The sequence below is a fragment of the Streptomyces sp. NPDC102406 genome, from assembly GCF_044765725.1.
Lineage (GTDB): Bacteria > Actinomycetota > Actinomycetes > Streptomycetales > Streptomycetaceae > Streptomyces.
The window spans coordinates 1,630,725-1,647,069 of sequence record NZ_JBIWKP010000001.1; the positions used below are offsets into that span (position 1 = coordinate 1,630,725).

Here is a 16,345-nt window from a genome sequence, read left to right on the forward strand (position 1 = left end):
CTGGCCGGTCGGGGATGGGCCGGGCTGTCAGTGGGGCGTGGCAGGATCGGGGACGTGGCAGAGAAAGCAGCAAAGACGGCGAAGACAACCGCGACGAAGGCGACGGGCACCGGTGCGGGCGGACGCCCCCGGCTGATGCTCATGGACGGGCACTCGCTGGCGTACCGGGCGTTCTTCGCGCTGCCCGCGGAGAACTTCACGACGGCGACGGGCCAGCCGACGAACGCGATCTACGGATTCGCGTCGATGATGGCGAACACGCTGCGCGACGAGGCGCCCACGCACTTCGCGGTGGCGTTCGACGTGTCGCGCAAGACGTGGCGCTCCGAGGAGTTCACCGAGTACAAGGCGAACCGGTCGAAGACCCCGGACGAGTTCAAGGGGCAGGTCGAGCTGATCGGTGAGCTGCTCGACGCGATGCGGACGCCGCGCTTCGCCGTCGAGGGGTTCGAGGCCGACGACGTCATCGCCACGCTCGCCACCCAGGCCGAGGCCGAGGGCTTCGACGTCCTCATCGTCACCGGCGACCGCGACTCCTTCCAGCTCGTCTCCGACCACGTCACGGTGCTGTACCCGACCAAGGGCGTCTCCGAGCTGACGCGGTTCACCCCGGAGAAGGTCTTCGAGAAGTACAACCTGACCCCGGCCCAGTACCCCGACTTCGCGGCGCTGCGCGGCGACCCGTCGGACAACCTGCCGGGCATCCCCGGCGTCGGCGAGAAGACCGCCGCGAAGTGGATCAACCAGTTCGGTTCGTTCGCCGAGCTGGTCGAGCGCGCCGACGAGGTCAAGGGCAAGGCGGGCGCCAACCTCCGTGAGCACCTGGAGGCCGTCAAGCTCAACCGCAGGCTCACCGAGATGGTCCGTGACGTCGAGCTGCCCCAGGGCGTCGCCGACCTGGAGCGCACGGCGTACGACCGCACGGCGATCGCGATGATCCTCGACACCCTGGAGATCCGGAACCCCTCGCTGCGCGAGCGCCTGTTCGCCGTCGACCCGGGCGCCGCCGAGGCCGAGGAGGCCCCGGCAGAGCCCGGCGTGGCGGTCGACGGGACGGTCCTGACCACCGGCGAGCTGGCGCCCTGGCTGGCCGAGCACGGGAGCGGCGACACCGTCCTGGGACTCGCCACCGTCGACACCTGGTCGCTGGGGACCGGCTCGGTCGCCGAGGTCGCGCTCGCCGCCGCCGACGGCCGCGCCGCCTGGTTCGACCCCGCGATGCTCGACGAGGCGGACGAGAAGGCGTTCGCCGCGTGGCTCGCCGACGCCGCCAGGCCCAAGGTCCTGCACAACGCCAAGGGCGTCATGCGGGTCTTCGCCGAGCACGGCTGGAGCGTCGACGGCGTCACGATGGACACGGCGCTCGCCGCCTACCTGGTCAAGCCGGGCCGCCGCTCCTTCGCCCTGGACGCGCTGTCCCTGGAGTACCTGGGCCGCGAGCTGGCACCGGCCTCCGCCGCCGACGGACAGCTCGCCTTCGGCAGCGACGAGGACGAGCAGGCCGAGGCCGACGCCCTCATGGTGCAGGCCCGCGCCATCCTCGACCTGGGCGAGGCGTTCGGCGAGCGCCTCAAGGAGGTCGGCGCGGCCGAACTGCTCACCGACATCGAACTGCCCACCTCCGCCCTGCTCGCCCGCCTGGAGCGGTACGGCATCGCCGCCGACCGCGCCCACCTCCAGGCGATGGAGCAGATGTTCGCGGGCGCCGTGCAGCAGGCCGTGCAGGAGGCGCACGCCTCCGTCGGCCACGAGTTCAACCTCGGCTCGCCCAAGCAGCTCCAGGAGGTCTTCTTCGGCGAACTCGACCTGCCGAAGACCAAGAAGACCAAGACCGGGTACACCACGGACGCGGACGCGCTCGCCTGGCTCGCCGCGCAGACCGACCACGAACTGCCCGTGATCATGCTGCGCCACCGTGAGCAGGCCAAGCTGCGCGTCACCGTCGAGGGCCTGATCAAGACGATCGCGGCGGACGGCCGCATCCACACCACGTTCAACCAGACGGTCGCCGCGACCGGCCGCCTCTCCTCCACGGACCCGAACCTCCAGAACATTCCGGTGCGCACCGACGAGGGCCGTGCGATCCGGCGCGGCTTCGTCGTCGGCGAGGGGTTCGAGACGCTGATGACGGCCGACTACAGCCAGATCGAACTGCGCGTCATGGCGCACCTGTCGGAGGACGAGGGCCTCATCGAGGCGTTCACCTCCGGCGAGGACCTGCACACCACGGTCGCCTCGCAGGTCTTCGGCGTCCCCCGGGACGCCGTCGACGCGGAGATGCGCCGCAAGATCAAGGCGATGTCGTACGGCCTCGCCTACGGCCTCTCCGCGTTCGGCCTGTCCGGCCAGCTCAACATCGAGCCGGGCGAGGCCCGCGTCCTGATGGACACGTACTTCGAGCGGTTCGGCGGCGTCCGCGACTACCTGCGCCGGGCCGTCGACGAGGCGCGCGCCACCGGCTACACGGAGACGATGCTGGGCCGCCGCCGCTACCTGCCCGACCTGAACTCGGACAACCGGCAGCGCCGCGAGATGGCCGAGCGCATGGCACTGAACGCGCCGATCCAGGGCACGGCCGCCGACATCGTCAAGATCGCGATGTTGAACGTGGACCGGGCGCTCACCGAGGCGGGCCTGAAGTCCCGGATGCTGCTCCAGGTCCACGACGAAATCGTCCTGGAGATCGCCCCCGGGGAGGCCGCCGCGGCGGAGGAGCTGGTCCGCCGGGAGATGGCCGGAGCGGTTGCCCTCCGGGCGCCGCTGGATGTGTCGGTGGGGCTGGGGACGGACTGGGAGTCCGCCGCGCACTAGCCTCCGGCGGCCGGGGGGTTCCGGGCCGCTGATCGACACAGCCCCGCGCCACCTGAGACGGCGCACGCAGTGCGCATCTCAGGGGCGCGGGGAACTGCGCGCTCGGCCACGACGAAAGCCGCACCCGGCGACGACGCATACCCCCTCGCGGCGCGGATGCGTGAGGCCGACGGCCACCACGCACCCGCACCCGCACCCGGCGACGAAAGACACACCCCCGCGGCGCGGACGCGTGAAGCCCAACCCCGTTCGGCTCTCACACCGGGTCCCGCGCGGAGCGCCCCCGCACGATGGGGCGATGCCGCTGTCGTCACGACCCCGCCGGTCGCGCACCGCCCTCGTCCCGCTGCTCGGCGCCTGCCTTATGGGCGCCTGCCTGGCCGGTGCCGCCGACCCGGCCGGGGCGGCGCAGCGCGGCCCCGTCTGCCGGGCCCCCGCGAAGCCCGCCCTCGCCAAGCAGCTCACGCGGGACCTGCGCGCCGCGCTCGCCGGGCGCCGGGGCACGGTGTCCCTGGCCCTGTACGACAGCCGGACCCGGGCCACCTGCACCCTGAGCGCCGGCCGGCGCTACGAATCCGCCTCCCTCGTCAAGGTCCTGACGATGGAGGCCACCCTGCTCCGCGCCGAGGAGCACCACCGCCCCCTGACCCCCTGGGAGCGGCGCGACATCCGCCCCATGATCCGCAGTTCGGACAACGCGGCCGCGAGCCGCCTGTGGAACGACCTCGGCCACCCGTACCTGGCCGCGACCCTGCGCCGCGCGGGCGCCACCCGGACCAGCCTCGGCCCGTACAGCCACTGGGGCCTGACCCGCACCACGGCCGCCGACCAGCTTCGGCTGCTCGCCGCGCTCACCGGCCGCCGCTCGTTCCTCGGTCCGGGCTCCCGCGCCTACGGCCTGAGGCTGATGGGCGAGGTCCGTGAGGACCAGCGCTGGGGCGTGAGCGCCGGGATGCCCCGCGGCCTGCGCGCCCACCTCAAGAACGGCTGGCTGCCGCGTGCCACGCACGGCTGGCGCGTCCACAGCATCGGGGTGTTCACCGGCGGCGGGCGCGCCTACCGCATCGCCGTCCTCTCCCACGACAACCCCTCGATGGCGTACGGCGTGCGCACCGTGGAACGGGTCGCCCGGGCCGTCCACCGCCGTCTCAACAACGGACGTAGGGGCGCCCTCGGCCTGACCCCGGCCGCCGAGATCAGTGGACGCCCGGACGGCTCGGCTCCGTCGTCCGTCCCCGCGCCGCCGGGTCCGCCGGGCGCCTCCCGGGCCGGCGCGCCCTGACCACCACCGCGTACAGGAGGAGACCGAGCACGAGCCCCGCGCCCGCCCCGAAGCAGAGCGTCGGGACGATCTCCCAGGGCTTCCGGGCGAGACCGGCCTCGTCCACGTACGCCAGCCGGCGCACCACCCGGAGCTCCGCGCAGCCGCACACGCAGCCGCCGATCAGCGCGCACGCCGCCCACCGCAGGCGGACCGGGGCGGCGGCGACCGGGACGACGTCGCGGGCGCCGCGGACCGCCCGCCGGACGAACATCGCGACGATCACCAGCGCGAGCGCCGAAGTCCCGTACTGCACGTACCAGTAGAGCGGGGAACCGGCCACGTTCTCGCTCAGTACGGGGAAGATCCGCGTGCCCCAGCGGCCGGGGTGGGTGAACGCGTCCCACACCACGTGCGTCACCGCCCCGAGCACCGCGGACCCGTACCACCACCACGGCCATTGGGGCCCCGGCCCACCGCCCGGCCCCCGCAGGAGGGCCGCCACCCGCTCGCGCGGCCACCGGGGCAACAGGGCCAGGACCGGTTCCCTGATCAGCCGTTCCAGGGCCACCAGCGCCGGCGCGATCACGGCGTCCACCGTGAGCACGCCGGGGAAGGAGTGCGTGAAGTCGCCGAACTCCATCGCGCCCGGCACCGCGCCCGCCAGGAAGTACGTGACGTCCGGCGCGAACGATCCGGCGACCAGCAGCGACGGTACGAGCCGGCCGCGCCCCGAGCCGTCACGCCGCACGAACGGCAGCACCGCCGCGGCGTGGCTGATGGTGAACGGCACGAGACCCCCCTCGGAACAAGTCGGCACAAGAACGTGCGAGCGTGGAAGCCTACGACACCACGTAGCCGCGCAATCGGTTAAAAACGGGCGCGAACAGGTGTCTGCGCGCCGGAAGTTGTCGTAGTGTCGGCTGGGTGCGCGCGCTGGGGAGCGCCGGACACCAGTACGTCCCGCGACCCGGGACGGCCCTGGGCAGACAGGCTCGACAGGCTATATGGGAGGGGTTCGCGGTATGGCGGCGGTATTCGGCAGGAGGCTGCGCAGGAGCGCGATGACAGCAGCGGTCGCCGCCGCCGCGGTGGCCGCCCTCTCCGCGTCACAGGCCCCGGGCGTGACCGCCCCACGGGAGGCGGACGGCCGGTCCGCCGCGGACCGCACCGACGACCCGGAGCCGGGCGCCGCGACCGTGCCCGACTACTACACGGACCTGCCGCCCCTCATCAGCCCGACCACCGGCCCGACCGCCCTGCCGGGCGCCCGCACCGGAGACACGGCGGGCATCCCCGCCACCGTCCTGGACGCGTACAAGAAGGCCGAGGCCGAACTCGCGGTCAGCAAGCCCGGCTGCAACCTGCCGTGGCAGCTCCTCGCCGCGATCGGCAACGTCGAGTCGGGCCAGGCGCGCGGCGGCAACGTCGACGCGAACGGCACGACGCTCAAGCCGATCCTCGGCCCGGCCCTCGACGGCCGGGGCTTCGCGCTGATCAAGGACACCGACGGCGGCTCCTACGACGGCGACACGGAGCACGACCGTGCCGTGGGACCCATGCAGTTCATCCCCTCCACCTGGAAGTGGGCGGGCCGCGACGGCAACGGTGACGGCACGAAGGACCCGAACAACATCTACGACGCGGCCCTAGGCGCCGGCCACTACCTGTGCCGCAACGGCTGGGACCTGTCCAACGCCGAGGACCTGAACAAGGCGATCCTCAGCTACAACAACTCCTCGGAGTACCTCGCCACCGTCCTGTCCTGGCTGGAGTACTACCGCAAGGGCACGCACGAGGTCCCCGACGGCACCGGCGTCCTGCCCCGGCACCCCAGCGGCGGCGGCAGCGGCAGCAGCGGCAACGGGGCGAGCGTGTCGCCGAGCCCGAGGCCGTCGCACACCGGCGCCCCCGGCGGTGGCTCGCACCCCGGCACCGGACCGACCGCACCGCCCACCACACCGCCGACGACGCCCCCCACCACACCCCCGACGACCCCGCCGACCACGCCCCCGACCACGCCGCCGACCACCCCGACGCCCCCGGCCCTCCCGGCCGAGTCCGTCACCAGGCTCACCGACGCGGGCACCGGCAAGCTGAGCGCCATGGCGGGCGACACCTTCGGCGAGCAGATAGCGGTGCGCTCCCAGAACGCCGGGGGCACGGGCGTGGCCAAGGTCAAGGTGCGGTTCGCGATCGTCGGCGAGACGGACGCGAAGTTCGCCGGTGGGCCGACCAGCGTCGTCGTCACCACGAACAGCTCGGGCGTGGCCACCGCGCCCAAGCTCACCGCGGGCGAGAAGACCGGCACGTTCACGGTCCGCGCCACCGTCGTGGGCCGCTCCCTGCCGGCCCTCGACCACACGGCCACCGTCACCGCGCGGGCGGCCGACGCGCTGGCCCGCACCGGCGACAAGGAACTCAGTTGCGTCGCGGGCCAGGAGTTCGCCGACGCCGTCGAGGTGAAGGCCACGTACAAGGGCGCCGCCGCCGGCGGGGTCGCCGCGACCGCCACCCTGGTCAAGGCGAAGGACGACCCGGCCGAGGCGGACAAGGGCCCCTACTTCAAGGACGCGAACGGCAAGCAGGTCCGTACGCTGGGAGGCCTCAAGACCGGCGCCGACGGCCGGCTCACCCTGCCGAAGCTGTACGCGGACGGCACCGCCGGTACGTTCCTGCTGCGGATCGGCACCACGGGCGGCGCGACACTCCTCGTCGAACTGAAGGTGACGGCGGCCCCGTCCGGCGACGCCTCCGGCACGCCGTCCGGATCCGCGAGCCCCTCCGCGTAGCACCCGGCGCACCCGGCCCTCCCGCCCCCCGGGCAGGAGGGCTTCGTCGTGTGCGCGACGTGTTCTCATCTGGCCGCCGCATTGCTACGGTGCACCGACCCAGAGGCCTGACGCCTCATCAGATCCCGTCCGCCGTACGGCTCAAGGGAGGTCGGACATGCGCGCCCTCATCGCCGCGGCCATCGGACTCACCTGCGCCTTCGCCCTCGTCCTCACCCTCACGGCGATCGGCGCGCCCTCGGGCGAGACCTCCCCGAAGCCGCTCCTGACCACCGTCCCCGCACACCCATAGCCGGTCGTAACCGGCCGTAGCCGAGGAGGGCCGCCGAGATGCGCCGCAAGGCCAGCCTGATCCTGCTCGCCCTCGCCGTGTTCTTCGCGGCCCTGTCCCCGCTGATGCGCTGGTACGCCTTCCCCCGCCTGGCCAAGATCCCGCCGAGCCAGTACCAGACGATGGTCCTGGAGGCCAGGAACGCGACGCTCATCGACTACGGCACCATGCGCGCGAAGAAGGTCCCCAGACTCACCGTCGTACAGACCCTCAAGGGGAACGTCGAGGCCTCCGACCGGATCGAGGAGAGCGCCGGGCGCGATGTGGTCGTCTGGGACGGGCTCAGCTACGTCGTGGGCCCCGACGGCGCGTTCGTCTCCCAGATCCCCGAGCGCTACATCTTCGACGCGCACAGCCAGGAACCCGTGCACGCCACCGGTGAATCCGTCGACGGCGACCCCGTCACGCGCGAGGGCATCGAGTTCAAGTGGCCCTTCCTCACCGAGAAGCGCGACTACGAGTACTTCGACGCGCGCGCCCGCACCACCCGGCCCATCCACTACAAGGGCACCGAGACCTTCCGCGGCCTCACGATCTACCGCTTCGAGCAGACCGTCCCGTGGACCAAGGTCCCCTTCCCCAAGAAGCTCCCCGTGCGGGGCATCACCGCGGACTCCCTCGCCGGGACCGGCACCGAGATGTGGTACACGACCGTCCGCACGTTCCTGGTCGACCCGACGACCGGCGCCCCCGTCTACGGCGAGGAACGGCACAGGGAGGAGATGCGCGGCGGCACCCTGCTCGGCGACAAGGACAAGGTCACCGCCTTCGCCGGCGACGTGAAGATGCGCGAGGACTACATCAGGTCCACCGTCGACCTGGTCACGTCCCAGCGCACCCTCGTCCTGCTGCTCACCTCGTACCTGCCGTGGGGCTTCCTCGTCCTCGGCGTGCTGCTGCTCGCGCTCGCCCTGTGGCTGGAGGCGCGCGGACGCCGCCCCGGCGAGCCGCGGGACGCGGCGGTGCCCGAGCCCGCGCCGGTCAGCGTCTGAGCCGCGCGTTCGTGAACCGGGTCGCCTCGACCGCGGCCGGGTCCTCGGGCCACGGATGCTTCGGATAGCGCCCGCGCAGCTCCGCCCGCACCGCCGGGTAACCGTCCCGCCAGAACGAGGCGAGGTCCGCGGTGACGGCGGCGGGCCGCCCGGCGGGGGACAGGAGATGCACGAGGACCGGCACGCCCGCCACCCGCGGCGTCTCGTCCAGACCGAACATCTCCTGCACCTTCACCGCCAGCACCGGCTGCCCGGGATCGGAGTAGTCCAGGCGGATCCTCGACCCGCTGGGCACCTCGACGCGCTCCGGCGCCAGTTCGTCGAAGCGCGCCGCCGCCCCGCCGGCCCACGGCAGCAACCGCTTGAGCGCCTGGCCCGCGCCGATCCGCGCCAGGTCCGCCCGGCGCCGCGCCGCGCTCAACTCCGGCTCCAGCCAGTCGTCCACGCGCGCGTGGAGCCCTTCGTCGCTCACATCGGGCCACGGCTCGCCGATCTGACGGCGCAGGAACGCCAGCCGCTGCCGCAGCGCCTGCGCGTCCCGGTCCCACCGCAGCAACCCGAGCCCTTCCCGCCGCAACCCCTCGAGCAGCGCGTCCCGTACGAGACCGGGCGCGGCCTTCCTGAGCGGGCGCACGGCCAGTTCGACGGCGCCGAGCCGCGTCACGTTCCGCGCCACCACCTCCCCGTCGGCCCACACCACCTCGTCGCCCTCGGAGTACAACGAGGCGGCGGCCCGGCGCGCGACCTCCTCGTCCACGACGGCGCCGAACCGCACGCGCGCGTGCCCGGCCCCCACCGGCCGGTCGGCGACGGCGACAGCCACCCAGTCGGCATGGCGCAGCGCCGAGCCGTCCCCGATGTCCGCCCGCGTCCCGGACACCATCAGGTACGAGCCACCACTGCGACGGGCGACGCGCTCAGGAAAGGCGAGGGCGGCGACGAGCCCGGCGACCTGGTCGTCACCGGCCTCCCGCTCGCCCCCGGACCCCGACCGCGGCGCCAGAGCGGACAGACGGCGCACCTCCTGGCGCCACCGCGCGCCGTACGCGTCACCGCCGCGCCGGGCCGTCCGCAGGGCACCGGCCAAGTCGTCCCCGTACTCGCGCGGCGGCTCCTCGCTCAGCAGGGCGACCACCTCGGCCGCCCGCCGGGCGCCCACCACGGGCGCCGCGTCGAGCAGGGCCCGGCCGAGCCGTGGATGCAGACCGAGCCGGGCCAGCCGGGTGCCGCGCTCCGTGACCCGGCCCGACGCGGGGTCCACCGCGCCGACCGCCGTCAGCACACTGCGCGCCGCCGCCATCGCCCCGCCCGGCGGCGCGTCGAGCAGCGCGAGCCCCGACGCGTCCGGATCGCCCCAGCACGCGGCCTGCAACGCGAACGCCGTCAGGTCCGCCACCTTGATCTCCGGCGCGGGGAACCGCGTCAGCCGCCCGTCCTCCGCCTCGTCCCAGCACCGGTACACCACACCCGGCGCCTGGCGCCCGGCCCGCCCGGCGCGCTGCGCACCGGCCGCACGCGAAGCCCGTACGGTCGTCAGGGCGCTGAGCCCGCGCGCGTGATCTACCCGCGGCTCCCTGGCGAGCCCGGAGTCCACCACGACCCGCACCCCCGGCACCGTCAGCGACGACTCCGCGACCGCCGTGGCGAGAACGACCCGGCGCCGCGCCCCCGCCGAGAGCACCGCGTCCTGCACGGCGGCCGGCGCCCGGCCGTGCACCTGGAGGACGTCGACATCGCCGATCTCCCCCAACTGCCCGGCGACCCGGGCGATCTCCCCGACGCCCGGCAGGAAGCACAGCACGTCCCCGGAGCGCTCGGCGAGCGCGCGCCGCACGGTCGCCGCCACCTGCGACAGCAGGGCCGGGTCCACCCGCATGCCGTGCGGCGGGCGCACCGGCCGCGCGGGCGGCGCCCAGACCACGTCGACGGGGTACGAGACGCCCGCGGCCTCGACGACCGGCGCGCCCCCGAGCAGCCCCGCCCACCCCTCGGCGTCCGTCGTCGCCGACGCCGCGACGAGCCTCAGCTCCGGCCGCAGCGCCTCCCGTACGTCGCACAGGAACGCCGCGACGGTGTCCGCGTCCAGGTGCCGCTCGTGGACCTCGTCGAGCATGACCACGTCGACGCCGGCCAGTTCCTGGTCGCGCTGGAGCCGTTGCAGCAGCACGCCCGTCGTGACGACCTCCACGCGCGCGTGCGGCCCGATCACGCGCTCGCCGCGCACCGTGTAACCGACCCGCTCCCCGACCTGCTCGCCGAGGAGCCAGGCCATGCGACGCGCAGCGGCCCGGGCCGCGATCCGCCGCGGCTCGGCGACCACGACCCGGCGCTCGGGGGAGCCCGCCTCCAGGAGCCCGGCGAGCACCAGCGGGACGAGGGTCGTCTTGCCGGTGCCGGGCGGAGCGACGAGCACCGCCGCCCCGTCCGCGTCGAGCGCGTTCCGTAGAGCGGGCAGCGCGGCCCGCACGGGCAACTGGTCGAGGAGGTCGGCGCGGATCATCCCCTCAGTGTCCAGTACCCCCGGCGGCGCGGTCGTCCCGCTCGCAGACGAAGATCGCCGTGCCCGGGATCAGGTTCCCGCGCAGCGGCGACCAGCCGCCCCACTCCTGCGTGTTCCACGCCGGCCACTGCGGCTCGACGAGGTCCACGAGCCGGAAACCACCCGCCACGACGTCGCGCACCCGGTCGCCGACGGTCCGGTGGTGCTCGACGTAGACGGCGTTGCCCTCCTCGTCCTGCTCCACGTAGGGGGTGCGGTCGAAGTAGGACGCGGAGACGCTCAGCCCCTCCGGGCCCGGCTCGTCGGGGAACGCCCAGCGGATCGGGTGCGTGACCGAGAAGACGAAGCGGCCACCGGGCCGCAGCACCCGGCGCACCTCGCGCAGGACGAGCACGGGGTCGGCGACGAAGGGCAGCGCCCCGTAGGCGGAGCAGGCCAGGTCGAACGAGCCGTCCTTGAAGGGCAGCACGCCCGCGTCGGCCTCGACCAGCGGGATCTTGCCACCGTCGATCCGCATGGCGTGCTGCAACTGCCGGTGCGAGAGGTCGAGGGCGACGGGCCGCGCGCCCTGGGCGGCCAGCCAGCGCGAGCACTGCGCGGCGCCCGCACCGATCTCCAGGACGTCCTTGCCCGCCAGCTCCTCCACCGGGCCGAGCAGCTCGGCCTCCACCTCGTCCAGGCCCTCGGGCCCCCAGACGAAGCGGTCGTCCCCGAGGAACGTGCCGTGCTCGACCTGGTAGTCGTCCGCGTTGCGGTCCCACCAGCCGCGGTTGGCCCGCGAACTCTCGGTGGTCCCCGCCTCGCGCCGGGTCGCCGTCGACTCGTCGTCCACCGACGACACCCCCTGAGGCTCCTGGCGCGCTTCCATTGGTCCGGACTCTTGGATGATCGGCTCCCTCGTCGTACTCTTCCGTCCACCTGCGGCAGAGGACGTCCACAGCGGGCTCTGCGCCCCGCGTAGCCTCGTGCGACAGGTTTTGTGCCGGGTATGCGGCGTTCGCCCCGGGTGTGCGCCTTCGCGACATTGACCCTGCCCGGCAGCCCCCGTATGCTACAAGTTGCGCTGCGGGCCTGCGCACCTCAGACATAGCAGGCTGTGCTCGCATCTGTTGCATGTCCCCTCGGTTGTCGAGGCGCCACCAGGGTCGTGGAAACACGGCCAGGGAGTTCGGCGCTTCCCAGGCTGTCCGGCTTCTTCGGTGCGAAACAGGTTCTTGGCGTAGCAGTACCTACGACTTCAATGTCCGCACCGGAGCCCTTTCCCACATGACGAGCAGCACCGAGACCACCGCCACCACCCCGCAGGTTGCGGTCAACGACATCGGTAACGAGGAAGCATTCCTCGCCGCTATCGACGAGACGATCAAGTACTTCAACGATGGCGACATCGTCGACGGCGTCATCGTCAAGGTTGACCGGGACGAGGTTCTCCTCGACATCGGTTACAAGACCGAAGGTGTCATCCCGAGCCGCGAGCTCTCGATCAAGCACGACGTCGACCCGAACGAGGTCGTCAAGGTCGGCGACGAGATCGAGGCCCTGGTTCTCCAGAAGGAGGACAAGGAAGGCCGCCTGATCCTCTCGAAGAAGCGCGCGCAGTACGAGCGTGCTTGGGGCACCATCGAGAAGATCAAGGAAGAGGACGGCATCGTCACCGGTACCGTCATCGAGGTCGTCAAGGGTGGTCTCATCCTCGACATCGGCCTCCGTGGCTTCCTGCCGGCTTCCCTCGTCGAGATGCGCCGCGTCCGCGACCTCCAGCCCTACGTGGGCAAGGAGCTCGAGGCGAAGATCATCGAGCTGGACAAGAACCGCAACAACGTGGTCCTGTCCCGCCGTGCCTGGCTCGAGCAGACCCAGTCCGAGGTCCGCCAGACGTTCCTCACGACCCTCCAGAAGGGTCAGGTCCGCTCCGGCGTCGTGTCCTCCATCGTCAACTTCGGTGCCTTCGTGGACCTGGGTGGCGTCGACGGTCTGGTGCACGTCTCCGAGCTGTCCTGGAAGCACATCGACCACCCGTCCGAGGTTGTCGAGGTCGGCCAGGAAGTCACCGTCGAGGTCCTCGACGTGGACATGGACCGCGAGCGTGTCTCCCTGTCGCTGAAGGCGACGCAGGAAGACCCGTGGCAGCAGTTCGCCCGCACCCACCAGATCGGCCAGGTCGTGCCCGGAAAGGTCACGAAGCTGGTTCCGTTCGGTGCGTTCGTCCGCGTGGACGAGGGCATCGAGGGTCTGGTGCACATCTCCGAGCTGGCCGAGCGCCACGTGGAGATCCCGGAGCAGGTCGTCCAGGTCAACGACGAGATCTTCGTCAAGGTCATCGACATCGACCTCGAGCGCCGTCGCATCAGCCTCTCGCTGAAGCAGGCCAACGAGGCGTTCGGCGCCGACCCGTCGGTCGTCGAGTTCGACCCGACCCTGTACGGCATGGCCGCGTCCTACGACGACCAGGGCAACTACATCTACCCCGAGGGCTTCGACCCCGAGACCAACGACTGGCTCGAGGGCTTCGAGACCCAGCGCGAGGCCTGGGAGACCCAGTACGCCGAGGCGCAGCAGCGCTTCGAGCAGCACCAGGCTCAGGTCATCAAGTCCCGCGAGGCCGACGCTCAGGCCGAGGCCGAGGGTGCTTCCACCACGAGTGCGGCTCCGGCCGCCTCCGGTGGCAGCGGCAGCACCGGTGGTTCGTACTCCTCGGAGTCGGACGACAACTCCGGCGCGCTCGCCTCGGACGAGGCGCTCGCCGCGCTTCGCGAGAAGCTGGCCGGCGGCCAGAGCTGAATCGCTCTGCGCTAGCAGGTAGGTGAACAGTGGGCCCGCACCCTTGTGGTGCGGGCCCACTGCTGTGTGCCGACGAGTGCGGGCGGACGCGCCGAGGCTGTGCGCGGAGAGAAACGTGGTGGATACACGAGTAACTCCCGTACCGTAACGAGCCGTTGCCAGGATCCCCGGGTCGATCAAGATCGTGCAGAGCTTGAGGGGAGCCGGACAGATGGCAGCACAGCAGACGGCAGGTACCGGGGCCAGTCGGCGGGCCTTTCTCCGCACCGTCGGTCTCACCGGCGGCGCGGGCGCCATGTTCGCCACGATGGGCGCCCTCGGGCTCGCCCCCACCGCGCAGGCCGCGCAGCGTGAACTCCCCTACCGGGCACCGAGATCGGGGGACTTCACGCTGACCGGGCGGGCCGCCGCGAAGGTGGTGGTCGTGGGCGGCGGCATCGCCGGGCTCGCCACCGCCTACGAACTGGGCAAGGCGGGCTACGACTGTACGGTCCTGGAGGCCAGGGAACGCACTGGTGGCCGCAACTTCACCGTCCGGGGCGGCGACACGACCGTCGACCTGTACGGCAACCAGCAGACCGCGCGCTTCAGCGACGGGCAGTACATGAACGCGGGCCCGGCCCGGCTGCCGCAGTGGATGGTGACCCTCGACTACTGCCGCGAACTCGGCGTCCCCATCGAGGTGTTCACCAACACCAACGCCGACGCCTACCTCTTCAACGAGTCCGCGGGCATGACCGGGCCGATGCGCCACAGGACCGCCAAGGCCGACGTCTACGGCTATGTCTCCGAACTCCTCGCCAAGGCGTCCGACAAGGGCGCCCTCGACCAGGAGCTGACCGCCTCCGACCGCGACCGGCTCGTGGAGTTCCTGAAGGACTTCGGCGAGCTGGGCGACAAGCTGACGTACGAGGGCGGGGAGCGCCGGGGCTACACCACCGTCCCGGCCGCCACGGGCACGCCCGGCGTGCTCCTCGGCGACGTACCCTCCGCGTCCGACGTGTTCGCCAGTGGCGTCGGACGCTACTTCTCCTTCGAGTTCGGCTACGACCAGGCCATGCTCATGTTCCAGCCGGTCGGCGGCATGGACCGGATACCGAAGGCGCTGACCCGGGCCATCGGCGACCACCGGATACACACCGGCGCCGTCGTCACCCGGATCACCGACAAGGGCGACCGCGTACAGGTCACCTACCGGCAGGGCGGGCGGACCCGGGTCGTCGAGGCGGACTTCTGCGTCGGCGCGCTTCCGCCCAACATCCTCGCCAAGGTCCCGCACAACCTCGGCTCCGGTGTGCAGAGCGCCCTGGAGGCCATCACGCCGCAGTCCGCCGGAAAGATCGGCCTGGAGTACAGATCCCGCTGGTGGGAGCTGGACCACCGGATCTACGGCGGCATCACCGAGACCGACATGGACCTCAGCCACATCTGGCACCCGTCCTACGGCTTCCACGGCGAACGCGGCGTCATGATCGGCTACTACAACTACGGCGCGGACGCCGACGCCTACGCGAAGCTCACGCCCAAGGGCCGGGAGACCCGCGCCGTCGCGCAGGGCGTGAAGATCTACGGCGAGAAGTACCGCACGGAACTCGCCTCGTCCGTCTCGCACCACTGGCGGCAGACCCCGCACCTGGAAGCCGCCTGGCACAGCACCCCGGGCGGCCCCGACGACCCGCGCTACAAGCCGCTGAACGAGCCGACCGGGCGGGTCTACTTCGCCGGGGACTGGCTGAGCTACACCGACGCCTGGCAGCACGGCGCGTTCACCTCGGCGCGGCGGGCCGTGAGCAAGCTGCACGCGCGCGTGCTGGCCACGTGAGAGCGGCGCTGCGGGTAAGAGGAAGCTGAGAAAGGGCACGGGCGGGAATGCCCGTGCCCTCCTCGCGCGTTCTTCTGATGAACACGAGGAGGAGCGGTCACAGTGCTTGATGCGCAGGATCTGTACACATGGGAGCCGAAGGGCCTTGCCGTGGTGGACATGGCGCTCGCCCAGGAGTCCGCCGGCCTTGTCATGCTCTACCACTTCGACGGATACATCGACGCGGGTGAGACCGGCGACCAGATCGTCGACCGGGTCCTCGACTCGCTGCCCCACCAGGTCGTCGCGCGCTTCGACCACGACCGCCTGGTGGACTACCGGGCCCGCCGCCCGCTGCTCACCTTCAAGGGCGACCGCTGGTCCGCCTACGAGGTGCCCTCCCTGGAGGTGCGGCTCGTCCAGGACGCCACCGGCGCCCCCTTCCTGCTGCTCGCGGGACCGGAGCCGGACGTCGAGTGGGAGCGGTTCGCGGCGGCCGTGCAGCAGATCGTGGAGCGCCTCGGCGTACGCCTCGCGGTGAACTTCCACGGCATCCCGATGGGTGTCCCGCACACCCGCCCCGTCGGCCTCACCCCGCACGGCAACCGCACCGAGCTGGTCCCCGGGCACCGCAGCCCCTTCGACGAGGCGCAGGTGCCGGGCAGCGCCGAGGCGCTGGTCGAGTACCGGCTGATGGAGGCCGGGTTCGACGTCCTCGGTGTCGCCGCGCACGTCCCGCACTACATCGCGCGCTCCGCGTACCCCGACGCCGCGCTCACCGTCCTGGAGGCGATCACCGGCGCGACCGGGCTCGTGCTGCCGGGCATCGCGCACGGCCTGCGCACGGAGGCGCACCGTACGCAGACGGAGATCGACCGGCAGATCCAGGAGGGCGACGAGGAACTGGTCGCGCTCGTGCAGGGTCTGGAGCACCAGTACGACGCGGCGTCCGGCGCCGAGTCCCGGGGCAACATGCTGGCCGAGCCGGTGGAGATCCCCTCCGCCGACGAGATCGGCCTCGAATTCGAGAAGTTCCTCGCCGAGCGGGAAGGCGACGCCTGAGCGCCTAAGCTTGC

11 protein-coding genes are annotated in these 16,345 nt (G+C 72.3%); 8 read left to right on the forward strand and 3 right to left on the reverse strand.

Annotated elements, in window-relative coordinates:
• Window positions 1-135: 135 nt before the first annotated feature.
• Together polA and ACIRF8_RS07460 are read left to right on the forward strand one after the other, a co-directional pair.
• Complete coding sequence (polA, locus tag ACIRF8_RS07455) at window positions 136-2,811, forward strand: DNA polymerase I (protein WP_404212337.1); 2,676 nt, start codon at window positions 136-138, stop codon at window positions 2,809-2,811.
• Window positions 2,812-3,109: 298 nt separating this feature from the next.
• Window positions 3,110-4,093 (forward strand): serine hydrolase, encoded by a 984-nt coding sequence (locus tag ACIRF8_RS07460; RefSeq protein ID WP_404211783.1) that lies wholly within the window; start codon window positions 3,110-3,112, stop codon window positions 4,091-4,093.
• Here ACIRF8_RS07460 and ACIRF8_RS07465 read toward each other — a convergent pair.
• Entirely contained in the window at window positions 4,008-4,865 is an 858-nt protein-coding gene (locus tag ACIRF8_RS07465; protein WP_404211785.1) for a DUF4184 family protein, read from the reverse strand. The genes ACIRF8_RS07460 and ACIRF8_RS07465 overlap by 86 nt on opposite strands.
• Before the next feature lie 232 nt (window positions 4,866-5,097).
• Here ACIRF8_RS07465 and ACIRF8_RS07470 point away from each other — a divergent pair, with 232 nt between their 5' ends.
• From ACIRF8_RS07470 to ACIRF8_RS07480, 3 genes are all read left to right on the forward strand, one after another.
• Window positions 5,098-6,864, forward strand: coding sequence for a lytic murein transglycosylase (locus ACIRF8_RS07470; RefSeq protein ID WP_404211787.1), 1,767 nt, complete (start codon window positions 5,098-5,100; stop codon window positions 6,862-6,864).
• A gap of 157 nt (window positions 6,865-7,021) precedes the next feature.
• Complete coding sequence (locus ACIRF8_RS07475) at window positions 7,022-7,156, forward strand: SPW_0924 family protein (protein ID WP_404211789.1); 135 nt, start codon at window positions 7,022-7,024, stop codon at window positions 7,154-7,156.
• 38 nt (window positions 7,157-7,194) lie between these two features.
• Window positions 7,195-8,187, forward strand: coding sequence for a DUF3068 domain-containing protein (locus ACIRF8_RS07480; RefSeq protein ID WP_404211791.1), 993 nt, complete (start codon window positions 7,195-7,197; stop codon window positions 8,185-8,187).
• On the opposite strand, the gene hrpB is transcribed toward ACIRF8_RS07480, so the two are convergent.
• Together hrpB and ACIRF8_RS07490 are read right to left on the reverse strand one after the other, a co-directional pair.
• Entirely contained in the window at window positions 8,177-10,687 is a 2,511-nt protein-coding gene (gene hrpB / locus ACIRF8_RS07485) for an ATP-dependent helicase HrpB (protein WP_404211793.1), read from the reverse strand. The two genes, ACIRF8_RS07480 and hrpB, sit on opposite strands and share 11 nt — an antisense overlap.
• Before the next feature lie 4 nt (window positions 10,688-10,691).
• Window positions 10,692-11,555 carry a class I SAM-dependent methyltransferase gene (locus tag ACIRF8_RS07490; RefSeq protein ID WP_404211795.1) on the reverse strand — a complete coding sequence of 288 codons (864 nt, stop codon included), beginning with the start codon at window positions 11,553-11,555 and terminating at the stop codon, window positions 10,692-10,694.
• Window positions 11,556-11,953: 398 nt separating this feature from the next.
• Between ACIRF8_RS07490 and rpsA the strand changes: the two genes are divergently transcribed.
• The 3 genes from rpsA (at window position 11,954) to ACIRF8_RS07505 (ending at window position 16,331) form a co-directional block, all read left to right on the forward strand.
• A complete protein-coding gene (gene rpsA, locus ACIRF8_RS07495) occupies window positions 11,954-13,468 on the forward strand; it encodes a 30S ribosomal protein S1 (RefSeq protein ID WP_404211797.1) in 1,515 nt (504 codons plus the stop codon).
• Between the two features lie 295 nt (window positions 13,469-13,763).
• Complete coding sequence (locus ACIRF8_RS07500) at window positions 13,764-15,290, forward strand: flavin monoamine oxidase family protein (RefSeq protein ID WP_404212339.1); 1,527 nt, start codon at window positions 13,764-13,766, stop codon at window positions 15,288-15,290.
• Between the two features lie 102 nt (window positions 15,291-15,392).
• The gene (locus ACIRF8_RS07505; protein WP_404211799.1) at window positions 15,393-16,331 is read left to right on the forward strand and encodes a PAC2 family protein; all 939 of its coding nucleotides are present in this window, start codon (window positions 15,393-15,395) and stop codon (window positions 16,329-16,331) included.
• Window positions 16,332-16,345 lie beyond the last annotated feature (14 nt).